Raw genomic sequence first — 18,620 nt, forward strand, 5'->3', positions numbered from 1 at the left:
AAACATGAAAGAAATCCCATTAGTAGTGATGAAAAATGTGTCAAAGGAATTTCAGTCAAAGGATTTTATGGTACAAGCACTAGATACAATCAATTGTGAAATTTACCAAAATGAAATCGTAGCAATAATGGGTACGAGTGGTTCAGGGAAAAGTACATTACTTAATATTTTAGCTGCTTTAGACAAACCTACGCATGGTGAATTAATTTTTCAAGGTGTACCGATGATTGAGCAATTTCAAGAACCGATAGCATCGGAATTTAGAAAACGAAATATAGGTTTTATATTTCAAAATTTCAACTTATTAGATGAATTGACGGTATCAGATAATGTGGCTCTGCCATTAATTTTGCTAGATGAGGACTCTAAAAAAATTGCGCAAAAGGTGAAAGATGTTTTAACAAAAATGTCAATTAGTGATTTAGCTGTAAAGAAACCACATGAATTATCTGGTGGGCAAAAACAAAGAGTGGCTATCGCAAGAGCCGTTATTGCCAATCCGCTATTATTACTGGCAGATGAGCCGACAGGGGCCTTAGATGTGAATACAACTAATGATATTCTAACAACACTTGTTCAATTGAAAAATCTAACGAATCAAACAATTATATTGGTAACACATGATCCACATGTATCGACTTATGCTGATCGTGTACTATTCTTTCATAAAGGGAAATTAGTAGATAATTATATCAACCAAGTGAATAGCGATAATTTATCGATGATTTTTGACAAATTTAAAAACATACAGAGGAGTTATCTCAATGTATGATTTAAAGAATATTGCTTGGAAACTTTGTAGAGCTGCTAAAATACAAGTAATCATTGCCATACATGTTGTAGCACTCGCTGTTTGTTTAATTGCAACAATGTTGGTCTATGTTGAAAATGCACGAACAGAAATGGAAGACAATATTCGTAACTTGTATGGGGATGTGGATATTTCAGCTGGTTATAACCTTTCATCTAGTCAAGAGTCTAGTCAATGGATTACGAAAGAAAGTTTTAATCAGATTAAAACTTTAGAAGAAGTTGAGCTTGTGGAACCGATTTTACTACAATTTACATCTATAGATAAGATTGAAGGAGCCTATACATTAGGTATTACGAATGGGCATTTAACAAAAGGTTTTTACCATTTAAACGACATACCGAAAGATAATGAAGTTATTATTTCACATTCTTTATCAAAAACTTTAAATAAGTCTGTTGCAGATTCAATTGTGGTAAATGGTAAGCCGTTTCTTATAAAAGGTGTGCTATCTCCTAATGAATATGGAGAAGATGCGCCTATTCTTTATATGGACATTGATTCTTTGAAAATTGTAAGTAGTATTCCATCGGATGTAAAAGGCTTGTTTGTCATGATTAAAACAACGGATGTGTGGCAGACAGCTACTGTATTACATCAATTTTTCCCAAATATACGTGTGGATATAACGAAAGAAACGGACTGGGTACAAGCAAATTTAATTTCCTTACTCGTTTTCATCATGATGTTAGTGGTTAGTATTATCATTATTAGTGGTCTATTATTGAAGTCCACTTTTTCATTATTATTTAGTCGTTTACAAGCCCAATTTTTCGTTTTAAGAACAATGGGAGCAACGACAGGGCAACTAAAAAAGATTGTCAACTATCAATCCACTATCATATTACTAATAGGTGTAGGAGCAGGCACAATCAGTAGCCTTTTGTTGCTAAAATTCATTGTCCCATCTTTGGTTGAGATGGTCGGCTTACCACAAGCCCATTTTAACATTCCTGTTGTCTATTTTTCAGCAATTTTACTTGCTATTTATTTCTTACTCTACATGTTTGTGTTTGTTCAAGTAGCGAGGGTAACTAAAATATTACCTTTAGCAATGAAAAGAAATTATGAGTTTAAATCATATCATTGGACAAAATGGAAGACCGTACTTACTTTTATAATAGGTGTGATGTCATTACTTATTCTTGCACAAGGTATTGTGCAAAATGATGCAATTCAGTCAATTATTTTCATTTTTACTGGAAGTGTATGTATCATAGGTTGTCTATTCTTTTTATTCCCATATATTATGGTATACACATTGAAAAAATACTCTTCCTGGATTCATCGCTATTTAGGAAACAAAGCGCACTATGTAAAAATTCTATTCATCCCTAGTTTAAGCAACTATGTTCCTGTTGTTTGTATATTAGCTATTTTGATTATGATTATTACGTTTAATGGTACATTTTTGAAATCTATTGTAGAATCCGAGGAAACAACGATTGAAAAAACCTATCCGTATGAAGTAGCGATTGATAATCCTTATTTTGAGAATATTTCTTATAATGATATAGAGTTATTGCGAAAAAAAATTTCAATAAAAGAAATACAATTAGATAGTAAGGGTAGTTCTTTTCTCACTAATAATGGGGTTAATCTGAATTATTTTGCGAAAGATTTTGGTGGAGCAGATAGAGTTGAAATTACAGATGATGTAGCTGATAAGTATGATTTAAAAATAGGCGATGTTTTAGAAGGCGATTACTTAGATAGAAGGTCAAATGGAAAAGTCATTCGTTTAAGAATTACTGGGATCGTTCCAACAGAAAACAAATATAAACAACTTTTTGTTGATTGGAATTCCCCTTTGATTAAAGATGTTGTAACCATTGATAAAATCCATTTAACTTTAGGTAATGGAACAACATTAGACGATCTTCAACAGGCGATTCATGATTGGCCAACGTTAAAAATTGTGGAGCGAGCTGTTCTTTTAGAGCAAGCCTCGGAATGGTTTTATCAACGATGGGCAATGTTCATGGTCGTTTTGACTGCTTTAGTAGTAGCGAGTTGTACTGGTTTAGTGCAAACGATTGTTCATATTATCTTTAAAAGGAGAGAGCAATACAATACTCAACGTTTAATTGGGATTTCCCCAAAAGAATTGAAACAGGTTATTTGGTCTGAAGTTCTCTTTATTGTCACTATCGGTTTACTATTTGGTTTAACATGTGGCATGTTTTTAACCAAGTTAATTATGCAAATTGATGCAGATGGGCAAATAGGATGGGATTTCTTGTTTATATTTAGCTCAGGTATAGGTATAGTAATGGTTATTTTATTATGTTGTCGTCTATATATTGGTCGATTTGTAAAACGGAGTGTTATTTAGAAATGTTTGAATCTAATAAAAGAATTTTGTATATCTTAGTACATTCAAATTACACGCTTATTCAAGAGCTTTTAAAAAATATGTTCACTATGTATAGACCATCTTGGGAAATTGATACTATTAACTTGCCGAGTGAGATTGTCATAAGGATAAATGCCAATAAAAAATATGATGTTGTGTTAATTGACACATCTCATAAGCATTTTACCCACAATATACCATATTTAAAAAACCTCGAAACAATGAAATGCCAAATTATTTTTATGACAGATGAAAATATTGGAGAGCTTCATTTCTACACAAGTAATATCTCGAATTGTAAGATAATAAATAAAAATATGACGATAGAACAATTAGTTCATATCATTGAAGGAGACTCAATTGAAATAGTTGACACAAGACGAGTTGGAGAATTAAATAATTTAGACATGAATGTGCTCACGGAGTTGGCAAAAGGGCACTCCATTGACTATCTTTGCAACTCGCAAAAATTCACAAATATTGAGATAGAGCAAGCGATTCGGAATATTAATTCATATTTTGGAACATCTCATTATTTAGAAGCAGTATATAAGGCGTATACGGAAAAACTTATTTAAAGGAACGTTAAGTATTACTCTACACTTACGTTCTTTTTTTTTACGTTTATGTAAGTGGAAGATTGAAAATGAAAGTTTAGCAACATAAATATCCTTTTTATGTAATTTTTAACTATTTAGTCGTTATATGTTTTATACTGGTTATCGGGGAGATGATGATATGGAATTTACTGCAAAAGAGGAAATACTAGTAGATTATTTTGACCATAAAAGACCGTTAACACAGTTAGATAAAATTAAATTAGTGTATGGATTTCGTGTTGTTACAAGCGAGTTGAAAAAATTATTGGTTATATACGGTATAGCTATTGCAATTGGTTTATTTTGGAAAATGTTGTTAGTTCAAATTGGATTTCTACTTGTACGGCAAGTAGCATATGGTGCGCATTGTTCTTCATATAAAACTTGTCTTGTTGTTAGTAGCATTTCATTTCCATTCATCACATGGCTAGCTGGAGCATTGCCTATCACTTCACTCGTTGTTTGGGGAGTGTTTTTACTTGGAGCTGTCATCTTGTTTTTTATTGGTCCAGTGAGTTCTAAAAAAACAAAGGTACGAGGTGAAGCTCATCGAACATTCTTGTTTAAAAAATTGTATAGGAGAGTTATTGTGTTGGGCGTACTGCTCGTTATTTTTCCAACATCAATAAGTGTATTTTTCGTAGCGGGTGCTTTTAAGGCGGTTGTGTTAGTGGTTATTGCAAAATTAGGAGGGTATCATTGATGAAATTTATTTTTGATAAAGTGGTTGAAAATTTGTGTAACTTACTTATTAAATTAGCGGACTTTGGCTCTGTTTATATGTGTTGGGGAGTTTTAGGAGAAGAGGAGTTACCACAAGAACTGAACAAATTTGAAAAATTACCATAAGTAATATAAAATAGGGAATAATTATATGTTAATCTGGAAGGATTTTGTTATTAATATGTGGAGTATATCCTATTTAACTTTAATTATTTATCAATTTTTCATATTAAGTATTTTACCATTATATTTTAGTGAAATTACAATAACAAAAAAAATGGTTTTGAAGATTGCCTTATTAATAGTAGTACCACCAGTTGTGTTATTTGCTTTTATAGGTGTATATGCTATGGCGTATGTCGTATTAGTGGTAAGTTTCTTCGTCTATCAGCAAACAAAGCGAAGACGGAATATCGTTCACGTGCTGTTTACAATAGTTTTAGTTGTTATGGCTGATCATATTTCTTCGCTTGTCGTGTATCATTTATCAAATGGTATGGAAGCTATCATCACTTCTCCATTGGTACAACTCTTCGTTTCTATGAGTATCTTATTTATTTTGGTGCTTGTCTACAAAAGGTTACTCCGTTATTTTGCAGGATGGTATGTGTTTGAGCAATATATTATACTTGCAATGATTCCTCTATTAATTATGACGATTGCCTTTATGTATACCGATATTGTGTTGATAGATAGTCCATCGTTTATCAGTAGTGTCCAACATAATTTATTCTTTTTTGTGATTTATTTGATGATCTTTATCATTATTATTTGTTTCTTCGTTTACTTAGCTATTAAGAACATACATATTAAACAAAAAGAAAAGGAATTGGAAGAATTTAAATCGTATGTGGCGTCGCTTGAGGAAATCAATCGTGATATGCGTAAATTTAAGCATGATTATAAGAATATTTTAACATCAATGCGTCATTTTATAGATTCTAAAAATTACTCGGAACTAGAAACCTATTTTTATCGACATATTTTACAAACCGAAAAGAATGAGCAAGTGCATGAAATGGCTTTTTCGATGCTTAATTGTTTACATATACCTAGTTTAAAGGGACTATTAACAACAAAGCTTATCCAAGCACAGACATTTCAAATACCAATGTACGTTGAAATTGTTGAAGATATTGACAGAATTGCATTGGATGAGATTCAATTAAATCGCTTGTGCGGTATATTATTGGATAATGCACTCGAAGCCAGTAAGAATGCTACAGAGCCTTGGATTCGATTAGCCATTATTCGAATGGATGGTGCTGTGTTAATTGTATGTGTGAATACTTTTTCGTCAAATCAAAGTAATGAGTTAAAAGTACATAAAATTTTTAAAGAAGGCTTTTCGACAAAGGGAGAGGAGCGAGGCTTAGGTTTATCTATTTTACGCCAAATGGTGGATGCTTCTCTAAAACTGCGATTGAATACAAAAATTAATGGTAATTTATTTATACAAGAGTTGTTTATTGATGATCAAGAGGTGCAAATATGAAAGTGATTATTTGTGAAGATAATGTTGTTCAGTTAGAGCATATCAAAAAAACTATTGAAAACTATGCCATGATGGAGGGAAATGGGATTGAAATTGTACTCACAACCACAAACCCTGATGAGGTCATTGCATTTGAAAAAGCAGATTGTTATTTTTTGGACATAGATTTGAACCATGAAATAACAGGGCTTATGTTAGGTGATATGATTCGTAAACGCGACCCATTGTGCAGTATTATATTTGTCACAACCCATGCCGAAATGACCTATTTAACGTTTATGTATAAAATTGCTGCGTTAGATTTTATTATTAAGGATCACACAGATATGTTACAGCAAAAAATATTAGCAACACTAAAAGTCGCATATGAAAAGTATATTCAAATTGGCCAACAACAAGCACCTTCACAGATTCAAATAAGAGCAAATGGTTATACAAGGAATATTGCTATTCAGGATATATACTTTTTTGCGGCATCCCCAAAATTACATAAAATTATATTACATTTAGAAAATGAGCATATTGAGTTTTATGGTCGCTTAAAGGATTTTAAGGAAGCACATACATCAATGTATCAATGTCATAAGGCTTTTATTGTGAATAAACAAAACATTGAATTTGTAGATCATAAGGAACGAATTGTATATTTCAAAAATGGCGAAACTTGCTTTGCCTCTGCACGACTTATAAAGGGTTTAAAATAATTAGCATTCACTATTTGTTTGATAAAGATATTCATTTCTATACGGATCCCAGTTTAGATGGAATCACATCGTGAGTCTACAGAGGGAATAATACTTTAGTACAAACCAAACAATCAGAGAGCTTTACTTGAAGATCATTGAGTTGAATATGCAGCTCTTTATTTCTTACTGATGAAAAAGGAAAGTGAATAGGTTAGTTAGTTGTGAAAGGAAAAGTAAAATATACGATAAAACTTATTTAATATATCGTTAAAATTCATCAAAACGTGTTACCATGGGTTCAATTTGATTTCATAAAAACAGTGTGAGTTGATAGATCAAATATGGGAATAATAACTACCCTTTTTTTATTGGAAATTAGAGTTAACGCATAAAAGCTGAGGTGTTGAAAATTTTGAAACCCATACAACTAAACGAAATACCTAAAGAGATCGTCGAGTATGTCGGAGCAGTTATTAATATTCATTTTCCTAGACAGGGACATACATCGGATGTAGGAATTCTTAATTCTAAAAGAGGGACATTCGTTTTAAAAAGAGCAAAAGGAATGCCATTCTGTGCTTGGTTATCGAAAGAAGCATGGGTACTTAAAAATCTAGCAGCATCTGCTTTACCTACTCCGAGGCTATATTATTTTATCGAACAACCATTACAAAATCAGTCATGGGCTTTAATGGCATATTTAGAAGGCGACACCGTTAGAAGTGCTCTGGAAAAAGAGGATAATACAGAAAATAGACATGAAATACTATTTAACTTTGGAAAGACGCTATCTGCCATTCATTCAACTCCATGTCCAGAGGAGTTAATAAAGGACACAGTATGGATAGACGATATGCTAGAACAAGCTGAGTTTAATATGAAAAATTATAAAGTAGATGGCACAGCTGAATTGTTAAGTAGGTTGAAGAGACACAAACCAAAGATAACTCAGCAAACCTTTATACATGGTGATTTCACAATTGATAATGTACTTGTACATAATCGGAGGATTTCGGGAATAATTGATTGGAGCGCTGGAGCATGGGGTGACCCACGATATGATGTTGCTTTAGCAGTTCGTCCTAAGCCATGGGCATTTGAAACAGAAATAGATAAACAAATTTTTTATGAAGGGTATGGCGTAAAGTTAATAGACGAAAGTGAATACAACTATTTTAAAAATGGATTATATGAATTTTTTTAAAAAATTAATAAACCTTCAACCACTCTAAAGGATAAAAATATCTTTGAGTGGTTTTTTGTTTTCTATGTCTTTTTTATATTAGTTCATTCTCCGTTCATTTAACAATTTTAAGATATGGGTATCAACGAAATGGAGGGGTTAAGGATGAATCTTGCCTGGAAGGAAATAAAGAAGAATAAAGTACGGTTTTTAATTTTGGGCTCCATTATTTTTCTAGTAAGCTTTTTAACATTTATTATTTCAGGTTTGGCAAATGGCCTGTCACAAGATAATGCAGCTTTAATTAAAGATTTACCAAAGGGACATTTTTACATGGCTGAGGATGCAGAGGGTACGTTTAATCTTTCGAGAATCGATAGCAATCTTCAGCAGGAGGTAATGGGTAAAGAGAAAGAGGCAGTGGCTTTTTCGATTCAAATGGGCTTTTTAAATGATAAGGACGATAAACAGCAGAGTGTTGCTTTTGTTTCATCTACGGAATCCACACTGTTTAAAAATGTACATCAAGGTGAGGTTATTTTAGATAGCTCGTTGCAGGAAAAAGGGATTCAGATTGGTGACGTATTGACGAATAATCAATACAGTGGAGAATTTATTGTCAAAGGTTTTGTAGAGCAAAAGAAATTTAGTCATTCACCTGTCGCTTATATTAGTGAAGAGGCCTACCAGGAAATGTATCGAGTAAAAGATATGCAGCTAATTTTTGTACCAAACAGCGGATCAGAGGACATTAATGAGCTTCAGGCATATAGCAATAAAGAATTTCTCAATACTATTCCTAGCTATAATGCGGAACAGTTGTCCTTAAACATGATCATTTGGTTTTTAGTTGTGATTAGCGGCATGCTATTCGCTATTTTCTTCTATATGATGAATGTACAAAAAATTGGTTTGTACGGCATTTTAAAAGCAATTGGTTTAAAAACAAGTAGGTTGTTTAAAATGATTTGGACTCAAATGGTTATTATTACAGCTCTATCACTTGTGGTATCAGTCAGTCTTAGCCAGGTTTTCAATGTAGTTGCTCCCAAAGGAATGCCCTTCACCTTATCATTTGGTACAACAACACAATTATCCATGGTGTTCCTCATCATTGGTTTTATCGGAGCGACATTGTCAGGGCTACAAATTAAAAAAATTGAACCGTTACAAGCTATACAACAAGGGGAGGCTTAATCATGACGTTATTTACAATCGATGCAGTAAGAAAAACGTTTAAAAATGGCGAAGTCGAAGAAGAAATTTTGAAAGGCATTAATCTTTCATTAAAAGAGGGAGAAATTACGGCATTGGTTGGTGCCTCTGGTTCAGGGAAAAGTACATTGTTAACGATAGCAGCTGGATTGCAGAAAGCAACTGAAGGGCAAGTACTCTTTGAGGAACAAAATCTTACAAAGATGAGCACTGAACAGATACGAAAGTTGCGTGCTAGTAAATTTGGCTTTGTCTTTCAATTCGCGCATCTCGTACCCTTTCTTACAGTGGAGGAGCAGCTGCTATTAATGCTAGATGTAGCTGAATCTCCATTAAAGAGTCATGAACAGCAGTATGAAGTGAATCGCTTATTACAATTGGTGGGAATGGCTCATCGTAAAAAAGCTTATCCTTCTTCATTATCAGGTGGGGAAAAACAGCGTGTTGCAATTGCACGTGCGATCATCCATCAACCTAAAGTATTATTTGCTGATGAGCCAACAGCTAGCTTAGATTCCCAGCGTTCTCAAGAAATTATGTTTTTACTCAGAGAATTAACCAAAACATTAAAGATTACAACGTTGATGGTGACGCATGATGAAGAAATGTTAGCTTATACAGACCGTATTGTTAAAATGAATGATGGAATTGTATTACAAACCATACAGTAAGTTTTTAGGCTAACACTAATTGATAAAACTAAATATTAATGTCATTTTTTAATTAAATAAAGAGGAAATCTTATCTAGTTTATTGAACTAAACATTATGCTTCAATATGTAGAGGAGGATATATATGGGAAGAGTGGTCGGTTTTGAATTAAATAGTCAAGATCCAGAGAAAGCAGCTGCGTTTTATAATAAGGTGTTTGGCTGGGAGGTGGCACCCCCCTTTTGGGATTATAGAGAAGTTACGACAGGGAACGAAGAGATAAAAGGGATTGATGGTGGAATAGGTAAAGGACCAAGCGATTTTCCACATGGTACTCGTATTCAAATTGAAGTAGATGCCATTGATGAAGTGATTGAACAGGCAAAAAACAATGGTGCTTCTATTTTGCGAGATAAAATGGAATTTGATAATTTTTTTCTTGCCTATTTGGTTGATCCGACTGGAATAGGCATAGGATTAATTCAATATAAATAAAAAAAGCCTCTTAAAGAAGAGGCTTTTTTTATTTTTAAGAAGTAGTTTTTAGGGTAAAGAATCGATGGAGGAGGAATGACATGAAAAACCTATTGAAAATAGTATGTTTAATCCTGATAACTATTGGCATGTTACCTAAGGAAGCAAAGGCGGCTAGTTTTATAGATATAGCTGATGATACATTGATGACAGAAATTGATTATTTGGTGGAGCAGGATATTATAAAAGGCTACTCCAAAACCTTATTCAAACCGAATGAAAATGTTACAAAAGCACAGGTAGCTGTAATGTTAACTCGTGCTTTGGGTTTAAATACAATTAATGTAGAAAATCCAAACTTTCAGGATGTAACGACAGCGCATAAGTATTATAAAGAAATAGCTGCAGTAGAAAATAAGGGTATTTTTGATTCAGCTGATAAATTTAATCCAGATTCAATGATTACCAGGGGACAAATGGCTATTGTGCTGCAACGGGCTTTCCAATTAAAAGGCACCGATTCCTATTATTTTTCAGATGTAACGGAACAGACACCAGGGTATAAGGAAATTTTAGCACTGGCTCATAATCATTTAGTAAGGGGCTATGAGGATGGGTCATTTCAGCCAAATAAACCTGTTACACGAGCCCATTTCTCAGCGTTTTTGGCACGAGCGATGACCCTGGCTAGACCTAACCTATTAAAAGATCCTACTTTTGTTTATACGTATGCCTATTATTCTTTAAATGATCATAAACGTTATACGTTAAACTACCAGTATCATCATCATGACGGTAAAAATGATGTATGGACGGTTCAAAATCTAAGTTCAGCTCAAACATTTCCTAATGAGCTGTTGTATGGTCATGATCGTATATATGGTCAGGCTATTGCTGATAAGGCTAACACACATTACGACTTATATTTGGAACTACCTCTTAGAATAGGTGTCATGTTACATGAAGATGATCCTGGAGTTTCGTCTGGTGTACGAGTGACAGTTAAAACAACTAACGGTACTGTTCAGGCGGGTGATGTGCAATATTCAGGTGTGATAATACTTGAAGAAAAATCAATATATAGTGATGTAGTAAAAACTTATTATTTTGTCGATGAGATTGGTTTAGTCAAAGAGCTACACAATGATATTGTCGTTTACGAGTTACTTAATCGAACAATGAAATAAAAAGAAAGCAAGCCTCCTTTTTAAAGTGGGCTTGCTTTAAGCATGTAAAGTTATATGAAAAAACCGCTGAAGTGCTTGTAGCCATTCCTTATCATTCTGTGTTGTATAGGTTGTTAAGGAGGATCCTTCATAGATTCTAAATTCGTTGTTCATCATAGTATGACGTCCATGAGCCGTTCGAATCATAGCAATTTTATTTTTTTGCTTAGAGAGTCTGGGAGCAAACATAGCATCATTTGCATCGTCACGAAAACTATAGAGCAAACGCCAGTTTTGTTTTGCTTGCTCGAAAAGCATCCAACCATTTATTTCATCCCGTTCTACTTTATATAACTCACGGCCTTCACGGTGTTGATGTCCTGCAATTAAAGGTACAGGCTTACAGGGGGCTAAAGCACCTACACCCACATCTGATATAAAGGATTGTCCAGCGTCATTTACTAATAAAAGCTGATGCATGGGAATCTCTTCTACAGGAGTGTTTTCTGCCACGTTGCGCCAAAATTGAGCATAGCGATTGGTTACGGAAAAGCCAAGCTCCCGTAAGAGCCAACTAAATAAAATATTGAGTTCAAAGCAATTTCCGCCACGCCGATTAATAATTATTTTTTGAAATAAATCAGGAATAGCGAAGGAGATACCACGGTTCAAGGCCACATCTAAATTTTCATAGGGAATGGTCAACAGATGCTTAGTTTGGAGCTTTCCAAGTAATTGGATGGTTGGCTCCAAAGATCCTTGAAATTGAATTTGCTGTAAATATAGCTGAATCTGTGAATTCATAAAATCGCCTCACTTCCATACTAATAACATAACCGAAACAGCCTAAGATTACACGCATAATATTAACAAGGAAATGATAGAAAAATAGTAATATAACTAGTAAAATTAATATATTAGCTACTATAAAGTGAAATATTTTACATTTTAGTTAATAATAATGAAGGTAAGGTAGGTATGGTAAGCATAATGAAATGGATAGAAGTGAATACATATGAGGAAATGAGCGAAGTTGCCGCGAATATTTTCTCCAAACAAATACAAGAGAAGCCTGATAGCATTTTAGGATTAGCAACAGGCGGTTCACCTGTAGGCATGTATAAGGAATTAGTGAAACGACATCAAGCAGATCGTTTATCATTTAAGAATATTCAAACGTTTAACTTGGATGAATATGTCGGTCTTGAACAAACTAGTCCTGCAAGCTACTGGACATTTATGCATGAGAATTTATTTAATTTTGTGGATATACAGCCGGAGAATATTCATTTGCCAAATGGTAAGACAGCAGATTTAACTGCTGAGTGTGTAGCTTATGATGAGCGGATTAAAGAAGCAGGGGGAATTGATTTACAGCTTTTAGGAATCGGGGTAAATGGACATATAGGTTTTAATGAGCCTGGTACTCCGTTTGATTCTATGACCAATATTGTAGAATTAACTGAGTCTACAAGAACAGAAAATGCTATTTATTTTAATGATCCTTCTGAAGTACCAACACATGCAATTACAATGGGGATTCAATCCATTATGAAGGCCAAAGAAATTGTCCTTATTGCCTTTGGGGAAAAGAAACTTGATGCTATTGAAAAATTAAAAAGTGGTCATGTGACGGAAGAATTCCCTGCTAGTCAATTATTAAACCATCCAAATGTTACAATTATCTTTGGTGGAACAAAATAAACATAATAAGCAAGGACTTCTTATGATTGAGGTCTTTGCTTTTTGTTTTTTTCTGGAAAATACACTACTAATGACTTAGCTTAAAGTAGATAACACTGGTTTCTGAGCGCCTTCGCACTACTTTGGAGCGGATCGCACCCGTTTTTGAGCGTTTTCCCCTTAGCTAAGAGCGATTCTCTTCTCTTATTGAGCGTCTTCATTCCATCTAGGAGCGGATTTCATGCTACTATGAGCGGGTTTACCTAATCTTGGAGCAAACCTCGTGCATCAATAGAGCAGAAGATATCATTACCTCTCAGGAGACTATTCAATGCTTGCAGAGTATTGGTATGCTAGAATTAGGAAAACAGAGGAGGGATTGTGTTGAAAAGTACCGTACCACATTTAGAAAAGGGAGATCTAGTTGGTGTTGTTGCCCTTTCAAGTGTTGTAGAACCTGAAAAGCTAGGGGAAGCATTAGCATTTTTAGATGAATTGGGTCTTCGCTATATTATCGGTGATACGATCCATGCCAAACATGATTATTTGGCTGGGGATGATGAGACGAGATTAAGTGACCTGCATGAAATGGTGAAAAATCCGGAGGTCAAAGCAATCTTTTGTGCAAAGGGGGGCTACGGCTCTGCACGAATAGCTGAAAAAATTGATTATGCTTTATTAGAAGAAAATCCTAAAATATTTTGGGGGTTTTCAGATCTTACATATTTACATTGTGCGATAAATGAGTATGCTCATCTAGTGACATTTCACGGACCAATGTTGATGTCAGCTAGTAAGATAGATGATTTATCGAAGAAAATGTTCTTACAATTATTTTCTCCGATCGAAATTCAGTATACAGAGGCGATTTCTCCCTTAACAACGATTGCTGGTGGTGTGGCACGAGGTGAAATGATCGGAGGTAATCTCAATCGTCTTGTCAGCACATTAGGAACTAAATTTGAAGTGCAAACAGAGGGCCGTATTTTATTAATAGAGGAAATGGGGGAAACGATCTCAGGAATTGATTCGATGCTTCAGCAATTAAAACAAGCAAGAAAGTTAGAACAGCTCGCAGGTGTTGTCATTGGCTCATTTACACAGACAAAATCTGATGAAATGGCATTACATCTATTAATGAAGGAATATTTTGGGAATTTAGGCATTCCAGTTGTGGCTGGCTTTAAGATTGGACATGAAACAACGAATATTGCCATCCCGTTCGGAGTAGATGCTATTTTAGATGCGCAGGAAAAGGTGTTGCGGATTTTACCTGGCGTGCATGAATGAGAGGGGGATGAAGATGGCTATTGAAAAAGTACTCTATGAGGCTTCAATAGCATTAGCAGAAAAAAGATACCCCTCTGGATGGGGAGGAGCTGCAGCGTTATATACCGAAAATGGACAGATTTTAACAAGTGTTGCACCAGAGGTAATCAATGCAGCTACTGAACTATGTATGGAAACAGGTGCTATACTAGAGGCACATAAATTTAATGTAAAGGTTACGCATTCGATTTGTGTAGCTCGAGAAAATGAAAAATCAGAGTTTGTAGTGCTTACACCATGTGGGGTTTGCCAGGAAAGACTTTTTTATTGGGGAGAGAATGTCAAAGCAGCTATTACCAACCCAGATGGTGAATTACTATTTAAATCATTGAAAGAAATACAGCCCTATCATTGGTATAGAGCATATCAATAATACAAAAAAGACATTACAAAAAATGTAATGTCTTTTTTTGCTTTCTTAATAAGGCTCAGCATCATGACCTTTATTTATTGCATCTTGAGGCGCTTGATTGCCATCAATATTGCCAAGTGGCTTAGAAGTAGAGGAATGTTCTCTGGCCTTTTGTAATCCTTCTTTTAGTAAGCGGCCATATTCTTCATCCGCTTCTTCCGCAAGAGCTATCATGGCGTTTTGAATATCTTCATGACAGACAGCTAAGTCACGAATTAAATTTTCAAGAAGCTCATCACGTTCCCATTGCTCAAAGTTACGGTAGGTTTCACCTGCTTGCTTCGTATTACTTTGACGATCAATCGATTCTCGAACAAGATTTCCTTCTACATAAGGTGTATATTCCTTGCCTGTCTGTGTGGCTTCCTTTAAACCATTCAACATGGATGGTTCATAATTAATATGTGGATTTTGACCAGGTGCCAAATCACGCTTATACATCATTTGCCCACCATGTTGATTGGTTGCAACCCGTTTTTTAGGTGCGTTAATCGGTAATTGCAAATAGTTGGCTCCTACACGATGACGCTGTGTATCGGAATAAGAGAAAGTACGACCTTGCAACATTTTATCATCCGAAAAATCTAAGCCATCGACAAGTACCCCTGTGCCGAAAGTAGCTTGTTCCACCTCTGCAAAATAATCTTCAGGATTTTTATTTAACACCATTTTGCCGACCGGATACCATGGGAATTGATCGTTTGGCCAAAGCTTTGTATCATCCAATGGATCAAAATCAAGCTCAGGATGTGGGCCGTCCTCCATAATTTGCACATGTAGCTCCCATTCAGGATATTCCCCACGTTCAATCGCGTCATACAAATCCTGTGTGGCATGATTGAAATTCTTCTTTTGAATTTCTTCTGCTTCCTTTTGTGTTAAATTTTTAATACCTTGAAGCGGTTCCCAATGGTATTTAACGAGTACTGCTTTCCCCTCATTATTAACCCACTTATACGTATTAACGCCAGAGCCTTGCATCATCCGATAGTTAGCTGGAATGCCCCAAGGGGAGTACACAAAAGTGACCATATGGAATGTTTCTGGCGAGCTCGCACAAAAATCAAAGAAACGTTCAACATTCTGTATATTCGTAATAGGATCAGGCTTAAAAGCATGAATCATGTCTGGAAATTTAATGGCATCGCGAATGAAGAAAATCTTTAAATTATTGCCTACCAAATCCCAGTTTCCATCCTCTGTATAAAACTTAACCGCAAAGCCTCGAGGGTCACGTAATGTTTCGGGGGAGTGTCCACCATGTATAACGGTTGAGAAACGTACAAAGACAGGCGTTTTCTTCCCTTTTTCCTGAAAGACTTTGGCACGTGTATATTTAGAAATCGGATCGTCACCAACAACACCATACGTTTCAAAATAGCCATGTGCCCCTGCACCACGAGCATGGACAACTCGCTCTGGAACTCTTTCTCGGTCAAAGTGACTCAGTTTCTCTAGAAAATCATAATTTTCAAGAGTTGCTGGACCACGATTACCGATTGTTCTTAGGTTTTGGTTGTTTGTAATCGGATGACCCTGTCGATTTGTCAGTGTTGTATCTTGCTCATGGGTTGAATCATTTTGCTTTGTCATAGTATGACCCCTTTCCTATAGATACTTCCATTTTGTCCTTGAATGGGGCAAACTAGACATTAAAATCTAAGCCTATTGTGTGAGCCAATAAAAAAGCTCTCCTTACATAAATGTAGGAGAGCTTCGGATGGCGTTTTCAAACGGAATCAAGTTGTTTTGAGTATGGCTTTTGCCTATGGTTGGTCATTAGTCATCGGTCATACAGTAACAGGTCACTTGGAATTGGTTTAAACTAAGTTAGCAGAAAAAGCTAATTTGAAAACAGCACATCCAACCTCGGTTTGGAGTCTCACCGACCCCATAAATCTATTGTATACAGTTTCAAGTGATATGAAAAGCCTTGATTAATCAGCATTCTTTAAAAATCATATTTCATGCAATAGCATTCATTTTCAACAAATGGCATTCATTTTGGCATTCAAGCGAAGTTAAAAATTCATGTAAGATGCAAACTTTTGGGCAGCTTCATCTTTAGCCTTTTCAGTGACATGTGTGTAGATGTTCATAGTAGTTTGAATATCACTGTGGCCTAATCTTTCTTGTACTTCTTTAATGCTTGCACCAGCTTCAAATAACAAACTACAATGTGTATGTCGCAAACCATGTGTAGTAATTTTTTTAAGGCTGTATTTATCTTGAATACGAATCATCCATTTTCTAGTCATGGCCGGTTGCAAATATTTATTGTCTTCGTTACTGAATACTAGTTGATTAGGTTTAAGTGTATTAATACCTAACTTTAGATAATCTTGTTTTTGAAGCTTGTTCCATTCTTCTAAGATGTCCAATGTAATTTTGTCCATTTTTAGAGTGCGAATAGAATTTTTTGTTTTTGGTGTTTGTACAAAAAGTCTATTATTTTCACCACTTGATAGAGTTTTATTAATTCTAATTTCTTTGGACGTAAAATTAATGTCATTCCAGGTTAGGGCAAGAGCTTCACCTTTTCTCATACCACTGAAAGCTAATAATCTGAATAGAGCATAGTGTTTAAAGTTACCTTCTTGTTTCAGATATTTTAAAAATTGTACAAGCTGCTCTTTGGTATAGAAATTTTCCTGTTCGTCTTCTTGCGGTGGGTCAATATTTACTGGCATTGTAACATTCTTCATAACGTTATTTGCTATAATTCCTAATGTAACAGCATGATCTAACACTTTTGAAGCGTATGCCCTAATAGAACGGTATTTTTTTAAAGTAGAGAACCATTCATTAACATGTTTTTGACATACTTGGACATTAATTTTATCGATCTTATATTCGCCAAACAGTGGTAAAATGTGTAGTTTAAATATCTCTTTGGTTTTTACAAAAGTACTTTCTTTCACTGTGAGCCTGTACTTATCAATCCACAGGTTATACACATCTTGATAAGTATCTAATGTTTGTTTACGGAAAGCCCCTTGTTCTATTTCGAGCTGCAATCGAGATATAGCAAGTTGGGCTTCTTTTTTTGTTTTAAATCCTCTTCTGGTTGTTTTTATTGATTTACCAGTTAAGGGATCAATGCCAACATAAAGTTGGAATTTATAATACTTTTGTCCATCCTTTTGGTAACTCTGAATTGTAGCCATTCATATTCCTCCTAGACGCTTGCGGGGGCAAGGGGTGAAGGAGATCAATTATATTTGAAGTGTTTTTATTATACCTTCTATTTCGTTATTTATTTTTTCCTTTTCTTTTCTTATCTCATTTTCGGTTCTTTCTTTACTTGATATAGAATCAAATAGCAATTCCTTGAACATAGCTATTTCTTTCTCATGAGTTTTAATCTGCGAATGAAAAAACTCATTTTCATATTCCTCTATTTGTTCTTTTTCTATCAAAGAGTGAAGCTTTTTTAATTGATCTTGATTACTTGCTATTAAAACAGATAATTCATATATAGTTTTCGTAAATCTAACATAATCCGAAGTTAATTCCTCAAGTGTAGTTTTTTTATCTAAATACCCAGCAACATGCATTAATTCCGCATAATCATAATCCAATATTTCTGATATTTTTTTTAAACTATCTGGAGAAGGATGGTTTTTTCCTAGTTCCCACATTCTTATTGTACTTTCGGCATTACCTAGTTTTTCAGCCAATTGTTTTTGTGTTATTTTTCTTTCTTTTCTTATATCTTTTATCTTTTTTCCTATCTCATGAGTATTCAAATTTTCACACTCCTTGTGTGGTTTCTTACATTCATTAAAACATCAAATTAATAAATTCACAAGAAAAACCGCATTATAAATGCTTGAC

Annotated in this window: 19 protein-coding genes; 15 read left to right on the plus strand and 4 right to left on the minus strand. The window is 34.6% G+C overall.

Annotated features, from left to right (window positions below):
- Positions 1-4 precede the first annotated feature (4 nt).
- From ABC382_RS19085 to ABC382_RS19140, 12 genes are all read left to right on the plus strand, one after another.
- On the plus strand, positions 5-772 hold the full coding sequence (locus tag ABC382_RS19085) for an ABC transporter ATP-binding protein (protein WP_322611192.1): 768 nt from the start codon (positions 5-7) through the stop codon (positions 770-772).
- Complete coding sequence (locus ABC382_RS19090) at positions 765-3,146, plus strand: ABC transporter permease (protein ID WP_412927015.1); 2,382 nt, start codon at positions 765-767, stop codon at positions 3,144-3,146. The genes ABC382_RS19085 and ABC382_RS19090 overlap by 8 nt, the downstream gene beginning before the upstream one ends.
- Positions 3,147-3,148: 2 nt before the next feature.
- Positions 3,149-3,745: a hypothetical protein gene (locus ABC382_RS19095; RefSeq protein ID WP_322611147.1), complete on the plus strand. Its 597-nt coding sequence runs from the start codon at positions 3,149-3,151 to the stop codon at positions 3,743-3,745.
- Between the two features lie 160 nt (positions 3,746-3,905).
- Positions 3,906-4,469, plus strand: coding sequence for an accessory gene regulator ArgB-like protein (locus ABC382_RS19100; protein ID WP_412927016.1), 564 nt, complete (start codon positions 3,906-3,908; stop codon positions 4,467-4,469).
- Positions 4,469-4,615 (plus strand): cyclic lactone autoinducer peptide, encoded by a 147-nt coding sequence (locus ABC382_RS19105; protein ID WP_322611145.1) that lies wholly within the window; start codon positions 4,469-4,471, stop codon positions 4,613-4,615. The genes ABC382_RS19100 and ABC382_RS19105 overlap by 1 nt, the downstream gene beginning before the upstream one ends.
- Positions 4,616-4,640: 25 nt before the next feature.
- Entirely contained in the window at positions 4,641-5,984 is a 1,344-nt protein-coding gene (locus ABC382_RS19110; protein ID WP_322611144.1) for a sensor histidine kinase, read from the plus strand.
- The gene (locus ABC382_RS19115) at positions 5,981-6,688 is read left to right on the plus strand and encodes a LytR/AlgR family response regulator transcription factor (protein ID WP_322611143.1); all 708 of its coding nucleotides are present in this window, start codon (positions 5,981-5,983) and stop codon (positions 6,686-6,688) included. The genes ABC382_RS19110 and ABC382_RS19115 overlap by 4 nt, the downstream gene beginning before the upstream one ends.
- A gap of 394 nt (positions 6,689-7,082) precedes the next feature.
- Complete coding sequence (locus ABC382_RS19120) at positions 7,083-7,874, plus strand: phosphotransferase family protein (protein ID WP_322611142.1); 792 nt, start codon at positions 7,083-7,085, stop codon at positions 7,872-7,874.
- Positions 7,875-8,018: 144 nt separating this feature from the next.
- Complete coding sequence (locus tag ABC382_RS19125) at positions 8,019-9,050, plus strand: ABC transporter permease (protein ID WP_322611141.1); 1,032 nt, start codon at positions 8,019-8,021, stop codon at positions 9,048-9,050.
- Positions 9,051-9,052: 2 nt separating this feature from the next.
- Positions 9,053-9,739, plus strand: coding sequence for an ABC transporter ATP-binding protein (locus ABC382_RS19130; RefSeq protein WP_274794480.1), 687 nt, complete (start codon positions 9,053-9,055; stop codon positions 9,737-9,739).
- A 124-nt stretch (positions 9,740-9,863) separates the two neighbouring features.
- On the plus strand, positions 9,864-10,214 hold the full coding sequence (locus ABC382_RS19135; protein ID WP_312507331.1) for a VOC family protein: 351 nt from the start codon (positions 9,864-9,866) through the stop codon (positions 10,212-10,214).
- An 80-nt stretch (positions 10,215-10,294) separates the two neighbouring features.
- The gene (locus ABC382_RS19140) at positions 10,295-11,380 is read left to right on the plus strand and encodes an S-layer homology domain-containing protein (RefSeq protein ID WP_322611140.1); all 1,086 of its coding nucleotides are present in this window, start codon (positions 10,295-10,297) and stop codon (positions 11,378-11,380) included.
- Between the two features lie 36 nt (positions 11,381-11,416).
- Here ABC382_RS19140 and ABC382_RS19145 read toward each other — a convergent pair whose 3' ends face one another.
- Positions 11,417-12,163 (minus strand): arylamine N-acetyltransferase family protein, encoded by a 747-nt coding sequence (locus ABC382_RS19145; protein ID WP_322611139.1) that lies wholly within the window; start codon positions 12,161-12,163, stop codon positions 11,417-11,419.
- A 186-nt stretch (positions 12,164-12,349) separates the two neighbouring features.
- On the opposite strand from ABC382_RS19145, the gene nagB reads away from it, so the two are divergent.
- From nagB to ABC382_RS19160, 3 genes are all read left to right on the plus strand, one after another.
- The gene (gene nagB / locus ABC382_RS19150) at positions 12,350-13,063 is read left to right on the plus strand and encodes a glucosamine-6-phosphate deaminase (RefSeq protein ID WP_274794476.1); all 714 of its coding nucleotides are present in this window, start codon (positions 12,350-12,352) and stop codon (positions 13,061-13,063) included.
- Positions 13,064-13,426: 363 nt separating this feature from the next.
- The gene (locus ABC382_RS19155; protein ID WP_322611138.1) at positions 13,427-14,332 is read left to right on the plus strand and encodes a S66 peptidase family protein; all 906 of its coding nucleotides are present in this window, start codon (positions 13,427-13,429) and stop codon (positions 14,330-14,332) included.
- Between the two features lie 13 nt (positions 14,333-14,345).
- Entirely contained in the window at positions 14,346-14,744 is a 399-nt protein-coding gene (locus ABC382_RS19160; protein ID WP_322611137.1) for a cytidine deaminase, read from the plus strand.
- A gap of 45 nt (positions 14,745-14,789) precedes the next feature.
- On the opposite strand, the gene ABC382_RS19165 is transcribed toward ABC382_RS19160, so the two are convergent.
- The 3 genes from ABC382_RS19165 to ABC382_RS19175 all read right to left on the minus strand — a co-directional run bounded on the left by ABC382_RS19165 (position 14,790) and on the right by ABC382_RS19175 (position 18,532).
- Positions 14,790-16,376: a catalase gene (locus ABC382_RS19165; protein ID WP_274794473.1), complete on the minus strand. Its 1,587-nt coding sequence runs from the start codon at positions 16,374-16,376 to the stop codon at positions 14,790-14,792.
- A 428-nt stretch (positions 16,377-16,804) separates the two neighbouring features.
- Complete coding sequence (locus ABC382_RS19170; RefSeq protein ID WP_412927017.1) at positions 16,805-17,950, minus strand: site-specific integrase; 1,146 nt, start codon at positions 17,948-17,950, stop codon at positions 16,805-16,807.
- Between the two features lie 48 nt (positions 17,951-17,998).
- Complete coding sequence (locus ABC382_RS19175) at positions 17,999-18,532, minus strand: helix-turn-helix domain-containing protein (RefSeq protein WP_412927018.1); 534 nt, start codon at positions 18,530-18,532, stop codon at positions 17,999-18,001.
- Positions 18,533-18,620 lie beyond the last annotated feature (88 nt).

It is taken from the genome of Lysinibacillus phoenicis, from assembly GCF_047238325.1.
In the GTDB taxonomy this organism is placed as follows: domain Bacteria; phylum Bacillota; class Bacilli; order Bacillales_A; family Planococcaceae; genus Lysinibacillus; species Lysinibacillus irui.